Annotated in this window: 10 protein-coding genes and 1 tRNA gene; 4 read left to right on the top strand and 7 right to left on the bottom strand. The window is 70.2% G+C overall.

Annotation, left to right across the window (positions count from 1 at the left end):
* Positions 1-277: 277 nt before the first annotated feature.
* From ACFORO_RS22240 to ACFORO_RS22230, 3 genes are all read right to left on the bottom strand, one after another.
* Entirely contained in the window at positions 278-1,138 is an 861-nt protein-coding gene (locus tag ACFORO_RS22240; RefSeq protein ID WP_377874106.1) for a DNA-formamidopyrimidine glycosylase family protein, read from the bottom strand.
* 38 nt (positions 1,139-1,176) lie between these two features.
* Entirely contained in the window at positions 1,177-1,617 is a 441-nt protein-coding gene (locus ACFORO_RS22235) for a DUF983 domain-containing protein (RefSeq protein WP_067578516.1), read from the bottom strand.
* A 69-nt stretch (positions 1,618-1,686) separates the two neighbouring features.
* Positions 1,687-3,381 (bottom strand): zf-HC2 domain-containing protein, encoded by a 1,695-nt coding sequence (locus ACFORO_RS22230; protein WP_377874107.1) that lies wholly within the window; start codon positions 3,379-3,381, stop codon positions 1,687-1,689.
* A 210-nt stretch (positions 3,382-3,591) separates the two neighbouring features.
* On the opposite strand from ACFORO_RS22230, the gene ACFORO_RS22225 reads away from it, so the two are divergent.
* Positions 3,592-3,664, top strand: a tRNA-Gly gene (locus ACFORO_RS22225).
* 199 nt (positions 3,665-3,863) lie between these two features.
* On the opposite strand, the gene ACFORO_RS22220 is transcribed toward ACFORO_RS22225, so the two are convergent.
* The 4 genes from ACFORO_RS22220 to ACFORO_RS22205 form a co-directional block, all read right to left on the bottom strand.
* Positions 3,864-4,265: an Imm7 family immunity protein gene (locus ACFORO_RS22220; RefSeq protein ID WP_354736129.1), complete on the bottom strand. Its 402-nt coding sequence runs from the start codon at positions 4,263-4,265 to the stop codon at positions 3,864-3,866.
* Positions 4,266-4,291: 26 nt separating this feature from the next.
* Positions 4,292-4,801, bottom strand: coding sequence for a DUF2716 domain-containing protein (locus ACFORO_RS22215; RefSeq protein WP_354736213.1), 510 nt, complete (start codon positions 4,799-4,801; stop codon positions 4,292-4,294).
* A gap of 223 nt (positions 4,802-5,024) precedes the next feature.
* Positions 5,025-5,645, bottom strand: a complete 621-nt coding sequence (locus tag ACFORO_RS22210) for a hypothetical protein (protein ID WP_354736127.1) — start codon at positions 5,643-5,645, stop codon at positions 5,025-5,027.
* Between the two features lie 76 nt (positions 5,646-5,721).
* A complete protein-coding gene (locus tag ACFORO_RS22205) occupies positions 5,722-6,213 on the bottom strand; it encodes a hypothetical protein (protein WP_377874108.1) in 492 nt (163 codons plus the stop codon).
* Positions 6,214-6,366: 153 nt separating this feature from the next.
* On the opposite strand from ACFORO_RS22205, the gene ACFORO_RS22200 reads away from it, so the two are divergent.
* The 3 genes from ACFORO_RS22200 to ACFORO_RS22190 all read left to right on the top strand — a co-directional run bounded on the left by ACFORO_RS22200 (position 6,367) and on the right by ACFORO_RS22190 (position 12,833).
* Positions 6,367-7,857 (top strand): hypothetical protein, encoded by a 1,491-nt coding sequence (locus ACFORO_RS22200; protein ID WP_377874109.1) that lies wholly within the window; start codon positions 6,367-6,369, stop codon positions 7,855-7,857.
* Between the two features lie 133 nt (positions 7,858-7,990).
* Complete coding sequence (locus ACFORO_RS22195) at positions 7,991-9,166, top strand: hypothetical protein (RefSeq protein WP_354736121.1); 1,176 nt, start codon at positions 7,991-7,993, stop codon at positions 9,164-9,166.
* Positions 9,159-12,833, top strand: coding sequence for an FkbM family methyltransferase (locus ACFORO_RS22190; RefSeq protein ID WP_377874110.1), 3,675 nt, complete (start codon positions 9,159-9,161; stop codon positions 12,831-12,833). Before ACFORO_RS22195 ends, ACFORO_RS22190 begins: the two co-directional genes overlap by 8 nt.
* Positions 12,834-12,848 lie beyond the last annotated feature (15 nt).

The raw sequence follows: 12,848 nt of genomic DNA, 5'->3' as shown, positions 1-12,848 counted from the left end.
AAAGCCAAGGAGCCCTCCACGGCCACCCGCCCAACCGCCAAAGCCCCGCACCAACCCCCAAACCGCCGCAGACGCACCCACCCAACCAAGCACCCACACCACCCCCGCACCCCGATACGAAGCCAAAAATGCGGGCGGCGGGTGCTTGTCAAGGCATCTTTCCCGCCTTGACAAGCACCCGCCGCCCGTCATCACAATCAGCTTCGGGGTGCCCCACGCAACCAACGTGCGCAATGTCGCCCCCAGGCGACGAGCCGCACGCCACACCCCAAGAGAACTACTTCAACAACCGAGACATCCGCCGATCAGCCAACGCCTTCCCCCCGGTCTGGCAAGTCGCACAATACTGAAACGACGTATCCGCGAACGAAATCTCCCGAATAGTGTCCCCGCACACCGGACAAGGCAGCCCAGTCCGAGCATGCACCCGCAGCCCAGACCGCTTTTCCCCCTTCAACCTCGCCGCCTTCTGCCCGACCGACCGCGAGACCGCATCCGTCTCCACCTCGCGAATCGCCTCGGCCAAAACCTCTAACGCACCCTCATCCAACTTCCCCACAGTCGCATAAGGCGACAACTTCGCCCGATGCATGATCTCGTCCGAATAAGCGTTCCCGATCCCCGCGATCAACGACTGATCAGTCAACGCCCACTTCAGCCGAGTCCCCTTCCCCTGGAACAACTCCCGCAACTGCGAAGCGTCAATCGCCAGCGCATCCGGCCCCAACCGGGCCACACTCGCCACCTCGGAGGGGTCCGCCACGATCCACACCGCCAGGCCCTTCTTCGTCCCGGCCTCGGTCAGATCAAAGCCAGGCCCGGAAGCCGACTCCAGATGCACCCGCAGCGAGATCGGCCCCTTGCCCGGCTTCAGCGGAGCCGGAGACAACCCGTCCGACCATCGCAGCCAGCCAGCGCGCGCCAAGTGCACCACCAGGTGCAAATCACCCAGGACGACGTCCAGATGCTTCCCGTGCCGCGTAGCGTCGGTGATCTCGCGGCCGTGCAGCTCGGTGTACGGCGGCATCGCGGTCTTCAGCACGCTGAGCGACGCGACGTCGAGCCGGAAAACGGTGCTCCCCACGGCGTGTTCGCGCAGGTGATGGGCCAGTGCTTCGACCTCGGGCAACTCGGGCATGGCACCAGTCTCGCGCGCCTGCCCGGTTCCGGCCAGGCCTATTCGACCGGGTGCAGCGGACCGTCGAAGTCCGGCAGCGAATGCTTCTGGATCGTCTTCGAGATCCGCTTCACCTCGCCGGACACGGTGAACATGCCGCGGATCGTGCCGACCCAGCGCTCCGACGGCCGGTCTCCCGCGACGTCGCCCTCGGTCTCGGCGACCACGGTCCACGGGCGGCGCAGGATCCACCGCAGCGGGAAGAACAACACCACCAGCAGCAACGCCAGCAGCACCCACGCGGGCACCTTCACGACATCCGGCGTCCAGACCACCAGCGCGATCACCAGGAACACCATGACCACGATCATCGCGATGCCAGGTCCGTAACTGCCTGCGACGTCGTGTTCGAAATCGTCAGCGGTGGCGGGAGCCCGCCATTCCATCTGGGCACGGACCACCCAATGGCGACCGTCTTCGCCGCGCACCAGCCGGTTCATCCTGTTGCCTCCCGGGCGACGTCGAACTCGGTCAACGTTACCGTGACCGTGCCGTCGAGCGCGAGGTGCTCACTGAGAGTTACTGTCGGTTTGCCGGGTTTTGGCTGTTCGGGAGCTTGCGTCCGCTGAGGAATCGGCCGAACCGGTGACATCGTTCCCGGACGTGGAGTCCGTCCTGGACGACTTGACCGGCTCGGCGGGCTTGGCAGAGCCGGTCCGCTTGACCGGTTTGCCGGACTTCGCGGGCTTCGGAGTCTTAGCCGACTTCGAGGACTTCGGGCAGCCGGACGAGCCATCGGCGTTGGACGACTGCGGAGCGGCCGGGGCGACGTGCCGCGGCCCGGTCCGCGTCGGCGTCGTCGTGATCGACGGCGGCAGGTACGAATCCGGCGGCGGGACGTACGACGAGGGCGGCGGAGCGTAAGTCGACCGCGTGTCGTCCGTCGTCGTGCTCAGCACGCCAGGGCTGGACGAGTTGGTGGACGTGTCCAGATCCGACCGCGACTCAGTGCTCGACGACCGGCTCGTCATCGGCGAACCCGAATGACTGCTCTCCTGACCAGGCAGATCGTCGCGGGGGGTCGAACCAGTCGAATCCGAAGTCGCCGACTGGCTGTCGGAGACCGGCTGCTGCGCCGCCGGCATACGGGGTACCTCGGCCGCGCCCAGATGCTGCGAAGCGCCCGGATGGACCGCGCCGCGAGCCGGCCGCGCGCTTCCGTACAGCTTCCCGGAGATGATCCGCGGACCCTGCTGCACCGGCGGCGGAGGCTGCTCCGGCGGCTGCAACGCCAGCTCCGGCGCGCCCCCGCCCAGCCCCACGTTCTGCATCGGATGCGTCCCGAACACCAGCGGACCGGCGGTCAGGCTCACCGCACCCGCCGCGGCGGTCGACGCCAACGCCAGCCCGACCTTCACCTTCGAGCCGAACACCACGCTCTTCACCGTCGCGAGCGCGCCGCCGACCTTCCCGACCCCGGCCAGCGCCGGAACCGCGAGCACCAGCACCCCGGCATGCGCCCGCAATGACGAACACACGTCCCGCAGCTCGTCCTGCGTCGCCCGGCACGACGGACACCCCAGCAAATGCGCCTTGATCCGCTCCGCCTCCGCGCCGGTGACACTGCCCGCGGTGAACCCGCCCAGCTTCTCCACCACCGCCCGGCACGTCTCCGGACCGCGATTCACCGACAAATGCGCCTGCAGATACGCCGCCCGCAACCCCTGCCGCGCGCGCCGCGCCAACGCCGCCGTCGCGTTCGCCGACAACCCGAAATGCGGGGCCACCATCGACGGCTGCTCGCCCTCGACCTCGGTCTGCCACAGAACCGTCCGCCACCGCTCCGGCAAACTCGTGAACGCCGTCGTGATCAACGTGTGCTCGGCCGTCCGGGCGGGCGTGTTCTCCACCCCGGCACCGGCCCGGAACGTCAGCTCGTCATCGGTCACCGGCACATCGCGCCGCGCGCCGTGCCACTCCCACGACACCCGCCGAGCGACCGTCAGCAGGTAAGCCCGGATGTAGTCCCGCGGACCCGCACCGCGGCGCAACGCCTGCAGCACGCGGAAGAAGGTCTCCGCGGTGATGTCCTCTGCTTCAGAGCGATCGGAGGCAAGGCTCTGCGCCAATCTGCGCACCGCCGCCGCGTGCAGCTCGAACAACTCCCCGAACGCGGCGTCCTCGCCGTCGCGCAGCCGCTTCAAGAGTGCCTGCTCGTCGGATTCCGAGGCCGCTGGTGGCGGCGCCGTGCCCAGCTCGGTCATCCGGCAAGGCACCTCCTCCCCCGAAGGACTCACCACTGAAGTCGATTGGGGACACCATACGGAGCAGAGCGCCCGTCGTCACCCCTTGTGCGCTCGACGTGACGCGCAAGCACCGCATCTCAGCAGGTCCACGCCTATGTCGGGGCCCCCGAAAGTGTCACCGAGGCGACGGTATAGAGTGTGTTCAACACCGAGCACCAAGCGGTTAACGCGGATGTAGCGCAGCTGGTAGCGCATCACCTTGCCAAGGTGAGGGTCGCGGGTTCGAATCCCGTCATCCGCTCAGGTTCCGAAGGGCCCGTATCCACAAAAAGCGTGGATACGGGCCCTTCGCCATTTCACCCGGGGGCCGAGCCCCCGGACCCCCGCGGTGCCATCGGCTGCGGTTGGCGGTGGGGCGCGTTTGCTTGCTGCGCAAGCGAAACTGCGCAGGTGAGTTATCCCGCTTGGCGGGCTTTGGGGGTTGGTGTTCCTGTCCCGGGTTATAGCTCGTAGGTGTCTAGGGCGGTGGGGGCTACTGGGGACAGGTGCGGGTCTTTTTGTTCCGTTATTTGGCCTCTTGCCATTCGGTATACCTGGAAGGCGTTGTCGTGTTCCGGGTGCTGGTCGTCCCAGATGTGCAGGAGGCCGTAGGAGCCGGGGGCCAGTTCTCCTACTCGGGCGAAGGTTTCCAGCAGTTGCGGAGTGATGGCTCCGCCGTGTTTGTCTAGACCACCCAGATGGAGCATGGGCAGGCCCGAGCTCCAGCGGAGGTCGACCAGGTCGAGCATCGTGGTGTTGTGCAGGGAGCGGTGGACTCGCTCGACCATGCGCTCCAGCAGAGCTGCGTCGTCGTCGCCCGTGGTGGTGGCGGCGATGGTCACCCAGCCGTGGTATTCGAACACGTGCGAGACGGTAGCAGCGGCGGCGCTCAGCGGGTCAGCGCAGAGGGCTGGCCGTCCCGGCGCAGCCGGTTCGTGAGGATGCCGTCGGCGTGCTTTTCGACCGCGGGGAGCAGTTTGTCGCCGAAAACGCACAGGGTGCGCTCCCACGGGTGGCCGAGCGTGCCGTAGCTGAAATCGGCGGCGAGGAACAGGTGGTAGTCGCCGCGTGGGAAGACTGACACCGGCCAGGCCGCGTTCTGCTGCATGCGGTGCGGCCAGAACTTGAACGACTGGTGCTGCCAATGCAGGACCCACAGCCAGTCGTCCTCGGCGGTCGTCTCCCGCAGGGCGGCCAGCACCGCGCGCGCCACGTCGTGCTCTTCGACCGCGTACGGGCCGAGGCGGAACTCGGCCGAGGCGCGGTCGTACTCGCCGGTGGAGAGATCCCACGCCGCCGAAGGGCGCGGCTCATGGAAACCCGGCCAGTCGTGCGCGAAGGTGCTCGGCCAGAACCTGAGCTTGTCGTGCACCCAATACCAAGCGGGTTCGTCAGCCACTCGCGAGAGCGGCTCCCAGGCTGCAGCAGCGTTCACTTGTCGACCTCGAAGTCATCGACCGGGCTCGAAACTGCCGAAAGCTTCGTGTCCGGGGCCGGGATTGTCCAGTCCACCGGAGCCGAGCGCCAAGCTGTCACTCGACCGGGTGGCCTGCGGACCGGGAAACACCGCCCGGTCCGCAGCTACCTCTACCCCACGCCCCCGTCAGTCATGCACGCAGGCGTTATGCGGCGCGCCACAGCGTGACGAACGCGGACGCCTCGCTGAACGCCCACGGCCGCAGCCGCTCGCGGTCCCGCGCCGACAAAGTGAACTCCTTCGCCCGGCGCACGTCCACGACCAGCGCCTCCCCGCCCGGCAGCAGATCCGGCATGCCCTCGGTGAGCAGCCACAGCGCGAGCTGCGCGGCGTCCCGGGTGAGCGGCTCCTCCTTGAAGTACAGCCAGGTGGCGAACTTGCGGCCGTTCGACTTCCGCAACCCCAGCTGCGGGCTGATGCCGATCTCCAGCTCGCCGAGCTCGAACTTCGCCCGCCCGACCTCCACCAGCTTCGGATCGCGCCTGCCGAGGTAGCGCAGCCAGCCCTCGGCGATGGCGGCGTAATGCCCGCGGGTGCGCTCGTCGGCGTTGTTGACCAGCGCGCGCATGGCCACCTCGTCCTGCCGGGCCGCCCTTCCGGCCCGGATCGCGTTCGCCGCGCGCCGGTAGTAGTTGAACGCCGCCCGGGCCGGGTCCTCGTACAACCGGCGCTGCCTGCGGACGAACGACGAACGCGACGGGCCCTTGCTGGCGCTGTACCCGACGAACGTGGGCAGCGTGACGTATGCCTGCTTCGAACTAGTCATGGGCGGCCGCCTTCCGGTGGATGGTTTCCCCAGTACACGGCCAATTTTAGAACATATGTACGACAGTTTTTGCCGCTTAACGGGTGACCGGCGGCCACGGACCGGCGAGTACCGCCCGCGCCTGCTGCAGAACCTGTTGCTCGCAGTAGCTGACCGGCGTGACGTCGGTCGGGATCCAGGTCGCGAGCATCGCCAGCCACTGGCGCAGTTCGGAGAGCGCGGCCGGGTGGCCGAGTCGTCCGTCGAAGGCTTTGACGCTCTTCGCCGCTTCGGCGAGCGGGACGTCGCCGCGCACCATCTCGCCGAGGTGTTCGCCGAGCAGTTGCCATTGGGCGGCAGTGGCGTCGGCCGGGAGTTCGATGCCCAGCTCCTCGACCACGTGCGAGAAGGCGTCGGAAACCGCCTGGTGGTCGCGGTAGTCGAGAGCGGCGAGCTCGGGCAGGGAGGGCGCGTCGAGGCCCTCGCCGACGGCCCGCGCCCCGGCCTCGACGAGTTCGGCAGCGGTGATGTCGAGACCGGCGAGCCGATCCACGGCAAGGGCGGCGAGCGCACCGCGCGCGGAGGACATGCCCCGATCGTAGGAGACGCGGCGGTTTCCGCGGCCGACGCGCGAAGCGGGTGCCTGATCTGGGCAGATCTCGGCTGATCTTGCGCACCTGAGCCCCACGGAGCCGGGGCGCGTGGAACACTGTCGCCCGAACCGGTGACAGGGGGTTGCGTGATGAGCTGGCAGGAAGAGCTCCGGCGCTTGGACGCCGAGTTGGCCGCCGGCCGCCTCGGACACGCCGAACACCGCCGCCAGCGCGACGAACTGCTCGCCGAGGCGTCGGGCGGCGGGACGGCTTCGCCAGTGGCGTCGCCGTTGCGGCAGGACGCGCCGTCGACCGGCGGGTCACCCACCTGGAGCACACCGACCGCCCAGGCGACGCCTGCCGGATCGGACAGCCAGGCACCGGCCGAGCAGAGCACTCCCGCCCCGAGCGCCTCCGCCGAGAGCGACGCGGCCACTACGCAGGTCGTGGCGACGATGACGGAGCACGAGCCGACGACCACGCTCCGGGTCGGCCCAGACGCCACCACTCCGCCCGGCGGCACCGCGGCACCCGCCGCCAACCCGGCGGCCTCGACCAACCAGGCAGCGCCGTTCTTCGCCCCGCCGCAGAGCCCGGCCACGCCGCCGCCGAGCACGCCGAGCCAGGCCAGCCCGCCCCCGCCGCATCAGCCTCAGCAGCAGATGCCCGCGCAGCCGGGAACCTGGCCGGGCGTCGCTCCCGTGCAGTGGCACACCCCCGGCCAGCAGCAGCCGAACCAGCCGGTCGCCGGATGGGCCAGCACCAACCCGGCGATGCCCGCGCCGGAACCGCCCGCGGTCGAGTCGTTCCTGAACTCCGCGGCGGCGACCCCGGCGTCCGAGAAGACGCAGCCCGCCTTCTCGCACACCCCGGGCACCCCGTTCTCCACCGACCGGCCGACCACCGCGCCGAGCCCCGCCGACGACCGGCCCACCGCCGTCTTCGGCGCGATCCCGGCGAACGGCAACCAGCCGGAGCCGCGCCGGCTCTGGGAGGACGACGCCAAACCGCGCCGTTCGAAGCCGACCTGGCTGTTCCTGTCGCTGGCCGTGCTCGTGGTGCTGGCGCTGGTCGTCGGCGGCATCTGGTTCATCGGGAACAAGAACGACTCGAACGACACGGCCGCGCAACCGCCCGCCGCGTCGTCCGCGCCGAACACCCAGCCGCCTTCGCTCGAGGACAAGCTGCCCGCGCTGCAGGGCACGCCCAGCCCGGAGAACTCGACCATGGCGCTGGACAAGGCAGTCCAGGCCAAGGCGGTTTCCGACGCCGACGCGAACCTCATGCGCGCGGCGGGCGCGGACCAGCTCGTCTACCACGCCTACGCCGGCACCGACGGCGGCACGACGCTGATCGCCGTCCCGACGCCGTCCAAGGCGCAGGCCGGCCAGCTCGTCCAGGGCCTGCGGCAGAACCTCGTCACCGGCGGATTCGACAGCAGCCCGCTCGGCCCGGCGGCCACCGACCTGCTCTACACCGGGAGCAGCCCGGCCGGACGCGTGCTGGCCTTCTGGTACACCTCCGGCGGGGTGTCGGTCGGCATCGGCGTGTCGGGCCCGGTGGGCCAGGATCCGGCCGCGCTGCGGTCCCGGATGGAAGAGATCCGCGCGAAGGTCGCGGCCGCGCTGCCCGCGAGCTGAACGCACCCGGCGCACAAGGCGACCCGCCAGGTCACGTGGGGTCGCACCCGTGCACAATGTCCACGTCGTCACACACAATCGGGTAGCGGCGACGCATTGACCGTCGCCATGCCGACAGATAAGGGGGGCCCTGGTGTCCTGGCAGGAGGAGCTGCGCCGGCTGGACGAGGAGCTCGCGTCAGGGCGACTCTCCGCGGACGACTATCGCATCCGGCGTGATCAGGTGCTGTCCTCGGCTGTCGGCCAGCAGGACCAGCCCGCCCCGCCGCCGCAGAGCCAGAGCGCGGACTCGACGCAGGTGATCGCCCCGGTCAGTCCGCCGAGCGGCGTGCCGCAGCAGCAGCCGCAGGCTCCGCAGCAGCCGCCCGCCGATGGCGGCGCCGAGCGCACCCAGGTCGTGCAGTCGTGGCAGACCCAGCAGCCGCCCGCGGACGCCGGTCCCGAGCGCACCCAGGTCGTGCAGCCGCAGCAGCACCAGCCGCAGGCGCACTACTCCCCGCCCGGCGGGTTCCCGCAGGGCGCGCCCGCCTCGCCTCCCGGCGGTTTCCCGCAGCAGCCGTGGAACGCGGCCGAGAGCGACCAGACCCCGCCGTGGGGCGGCGGCGACCTGCCGCCGCTCGGCCCGTCCGGGGGCGACTCCGAATGGGTCCGCCAGGGTCCGGAGTACTTCAGCGACAAGCCGAAGAAGGGCAACGGCAAGAAGATCGGCGCGATCGTCGGCGCCGTGATCGTGCTCGCCGGCATCGCCTTCGGCGCGTACATGCTGTGGGGCCGGGACAGCGGAGGCGGCGGCACCGAGCAGACCACCGCGCAGCACTCGCAGAGTTCGGCCGCGCCGAAGCCGCCGGACCCGCTCGGCGTCGCGAGCATGCCGGGCAAGGCCGAGACGCACGACGACATCACGTCGTTCTCGCAGGTCGACACCCTGCAGTACCTCAACCCGCAGGAACTGAGCGCCTACCAGGCGGCGGGCGCGTCCAAGGTCAAGTTCGTCGTGTACCACCTCGAGGACGGCAACCTGATCACGCTGTTCCTCACCCAGGCCAGCAGCCCGACCGCGGCGAAGACCGCGGCCGAGAAGCTGATGGAGGTCCAGACGACGAACGGGGCCAAGCGCGACACCACCGCGCCGAACGGCGTGTACGCCACCTCGATCGACGCGAAGGAAGGCCAGTCGGCCCAGTCGCGCGGGCACTACGCGCACGGCAACGTGATCGTCCGCGTCGAGGTGTCCGGCAAGGGCCAGACGAAGACCGACTTCACCACCGCGCTGAACCAGCAGCTCACGGTGCTGACCGCCGATGCCTGAGCCCGGTACCACCGCCTGCACGATCGTCGCCCGCAACTACGTGCCCGCGGCGCGCGTGCTGGCCCGGTCCTACCTCGAGCACCATCCGGGCGGCCGCTTCGTCATCGCGGTCATCGACGCCCCGCGCGAACAGTCGGACCGGGCCGGCGACGGGCTCACCGTCGTCGGCCCGGCCGCGTTCGGCATCGACCAGGACGACTACCTGCGGATGGCGACCGCGTACTCGGTCACCGAACTCGCCACGTCGGTCAAGCCGTACCTGCTGCGCGAGCTGCTGAAAGAGTCCGAGGCCGCGATCTACCTCGACCCGGACATCGAGCTGTTCGCGCCGATCCCCGAGGTCGCCGAGCTGGCCCGCGAGCACGACATCGTGCTCGCGCCGCACTTCCTGACCCCGTTGCCGCAGGACGGCATGGAGCCGGACGACGCGGTGATCATGGGCACCGGCATGTTCAACCTCGGCTTCATCGGCGTCGGCCGCGGCGCCGGGCCGTTCCTCGACTTCTGGGCGGGCAGGCTGCGCCACGACGCGATCGTCGCGCCCGAGCAGCAGCTGTTCACCGACCAGCGCTGGGTCGACCAGGTGCCGTCGCTGTTCCGGCACCACGTGGTCACCGATCCCGGATTCGACGTCGCGTACTGGAACCTCCACGAGCGGCCGATCGGCCGTGACGAGGACGGCGCGCTGACCGCAGGCGGCGCGAAGCTGCGGTTCTTCCACTTCAGCGGTTACCGGCCGGAGAAGCCGTGGCTGCTCAGCTTCCACTGCGCGCGCAAGCCGCGCGTGCTGCTGTCGCACAACGACGACCTTCGCGCCATCTGCGATTCGTACGGCACGAAGCTGCGCGAAGCGGGGTACGCCGAGTCGCTCGACTCGATTCCGTACGGCTTCAAGGACTTCCAGGACGGCACGCCGGTGCCGAAGCTCGCGCGGCGCGTTTTCCGCGAGGGCTGGATCAAGTCCGAGCGCAAGAAGAAGCCCGCGCCGCCGCACGCCTACGCCGAGGACGGCGGGCTCGCGCTGCGCGAATGGCTCGCCACGCCGGAGGACCAGGGCCAGGCCGCGGCCGGGCTGAACCGGCTGACGCACGCGATCTGGGCGTCGCGGATCGACCTGCAGATGGCGTTCCCGCATCCCTACGGCGACGACTCCGACAGTTTCCGGCACTGGTGCGCCGGGTCCGGCGTTTCCGAGGCCGGGCTGCCGGAGTGGGCACTGCCGTCCGAACCGGTCGCCACCCGTGCGCCGCACGACGAGTTCGGCGTGAACCTGCTCGGCTACCTGACCGCTGAGCTGGGGCTCGGCGAGATGGGCCGGATCGTGCTCGAGGCGATCGAAACCGGCGGCGTGCCGGTGGCCACGGTGCTGGAGGAGAAGGCGGTCTCGAACCGCACCGGCATCGAACGGCCGGCGACGGTCGGCGACCCGCGGTTCCCGGTCAGCGTGTTCGCGGTGAACGCGGACCAGACCCGCACGATCCTGACCAACCACCCCGAGGTCGGCGCTGGCCGATACCGGATCGGGCTGTGGGCGTGGGAACTCGAGGATTTCCCGCAGTGGCAGCACGAAGCGTTCGGGATGCTGGACGAGGTCTGGACGGTCAGCGAATTCTGCCGTCGCGCCTTCGCCGAGCATTCGCCGATCCCGGTCAAGACGATTCCGGTGCCGGTGCGCGATCCGGGCGAGCCTTCACCGCCCGCACGCGACAAGGGCGAACCGGTGCGGTTCCTGTTCGCGTTCGACTTCAACAGCGTCGCGGAGCGCAAAAACCCTTGGGGCACAGTCGAAGCGTTCCAGCGGGCGTTCCCCGGCCGCGAGGACGTCCGGCTCACCGTCAAGGCGATCAACTCGAAGCTGCACCCGCAGGCCGCCGAACGGCTGCGCGCGGTGGTCCGCGGCGACGACCGGATCGAACTGATCGAGCGCTACCTCAGCGTCGCCGAATTGCACCAGCTGTACGAGACCAGCACCGCCTACGTTTCGCTGCACCGCAGCGAGGGTTTCGGGCTCACCGTCGCCGAGGCGATGGCGCGCGCGATGCCGGTGCTCTCGACGGATTACTCCAGCACCACCGAATTCCTCGACGCGTCCACCGGCTGGCCGATCCCGTACCAGCTGGTGCCGGTCGGCGACGGCAACTACCCGTACCACGCCGACGCGGTCTGGGCGGAGCCCGATCTGGACGCCGCCGCGGCCGCGATGGTGCAGATCGCCGACGACCCGGCCGAGGCGACAGCTCGCGGCAAGCGCGCGCGGGAGGTCATCCTGCGCGAGCGGTCGATGGCGACCGCGGCCGAGTGGATGCGGCGCGAGCTGGAGCAGGCGCACGCGACCTGGCAGGAGCGGCAGCGCACGGCGGCACCGCAGCCGCAGCACCCGCTCAGCCCGCTGGAGCAGGCGACCGAGGCGTTGCGCTGGCGTCCGGAAGCGGGCACGCCGTCGCGGCTGCCGCTCGCGCCCGCGCTGCGCAAGGCCGTGCTGCGCGCGATCGACCACTACGACGTGCACCAGCGCAACGTGATGGGCGCGCTGCTCGCGGCCACCGAAGAAAGCAACCGGCGGTTGCTGGACCGGATCGAAGGCCTGGAACGCAACATCGACGAGTCCCGCCGGACCGCGCTGTCCACGCGTGCGCTCGGCTCGCGGCTGGAAGGGCTGCGCGACACGGTCGACGAGCTGCGTCGCCAGTCCCCGGAAACCGAGCTGGCGCTGCGCAATCTCGAGGCGGACGTGGCGAAGCTGGCCGAGGGCTACGACGGCGTCGGCGCGGAGGTCGAGGCCGCCGCTGGGACCGTGCACAAGATGTTCGCGCGCCGCGACGAACGGCTCGACGCCGACGAGAAGGCCATCCAGCGGGTGACCCTCGACGTCAGCGCGATGCGCGACGCGGCCCGGCTCCGGCACGCTCCCGTGCCGCGCGGGGCGGACGTCGTCCAGTGCGACGTCGGCGCGCTGCTGATGCCGGTCGACGAGGTCATGCTCCCGTGGATCCTGTTCCACCGGTCCTGGGAGGACAGCGAGGCCGAGCTGATGGCGTCGCTGGCGGACGGCGCGTTCCTCGACATCGGCGCGCACGTCGGCTACCACACGCTGCGGCTGCTGCGGGCCACGCCGGAAGTGACCAGGGTGATCGCGGTGGAGGCCGACCCGGTCAACGCCGCGTACCTGCGCCGCAACGTCGAGGTCAACCTGCCCGCCGCGGCGGGCGAGCTGGTCACCGTGGTCGAGTCGGCCGCGTGGGACGAGCCCGGCACCGTGCACCTGGCGCAGGCGACCCCGGGCAACAGCGGCGACAACCGCGTCACCACGGACGGCTCCGGCGTCGAGGTCCCGGCGGTGCGGCTGGATTCCGTGCCCGAGGTGACCGAGCAGCGGATCGGCCTGGTGAAGGTCGACCTGCAGGGCCGCGACCACCGGGCGCTGGCGGGGCTGGCCGAGGTGCTGCGCCGCGACCGGCCGCACGTCGTGTGCGAGTTCGACCCGGGCGCGATCGCGGAGCTGGGCGACGACCCGGTCGCCGTGCTCGCCGGGTACCGCTCGCTCGGCTACACGCCGAAGGTGGTCACCGACGACGGTCCGTCCGACGAGGTGCTCGAAGACCCGGCGATCATCGCCGCGGCCAAGGCGGACGAGAAGGAATTCGTCACGCTCTGGCTCGCGCCCTGAGCTGATCGCGCACGT

It is taken from the genome of Amycolatopsis halotolerans (assembly GCF_042647905.1).
Taxonomy (GTDB): domain Bacteria; phylum Actinomycetota; class Actinomycetes; order Mycobacteriales; family Pseudonocardiaceae; genus Amycolatopsis; species Amycolatopsis halotolerans.
Note: the sequence above shows the minus strand (reverse complement) of the source record. Positions and strands in the feature narration are given on the sequence as shown.

Excerpts from the sequence above, each read along its gene's own strand:
- ACFORO_RS22210 (WP_354736127.1), bottom strand. The coding sequence starts at position 5,645 with ATGACTAGTTCGAAGCAGGCATACGTCACGCTGCCCACGTTCGTCGGG.
- ACFORO_RS22230 (WP_377874107.1), bottom strand. The coding sequence starts at position 3,381 with ATGACCGAGCTGGGCACGGCGCCGCCACCAGCGGCCTCGGAATCCGAC.
- ACFORO_RS22240 (WP_377874106.1), bottom strand. The coding sequence starts at position 1,138 with ATGCCCGAGTTGCCCGAGGTCGAAGCACTGGCCCATCACCTGCGCGAA.
- ACFORO_RS22200 (WP_377874109.1), top strand. The coding sequence starts at position 6,367 with ATGAGCTGGCAGGAAGAGCTCCGGCGCTTGGACGCCGAGTTGGCCGCC.
- ACFORO_RS22190 (WP_377874110.1), top strand. The coding sequence starts at position 9,159 with ATGCCTGAGCCCGGTACCACCGCCTGCACGATCGTCGCCCGCAACTAC.
- ACFORO_RS22205 (WP_377874108.1), bottom strand. The coding sequence starts at position 6,213 with ATGTCCTCCGCGCGCGGTGCGCTCGCCGCCCTTGCCGTGGATCGGCTC.
- ACFORO_RS22235 (WP_067578516.1), bottom strand. The coding sequence starts at position 1,617 with ATGAACCGGCTGGTGCGCGGCGAAGACGGTCGCCATTGGGTGGTCCGT.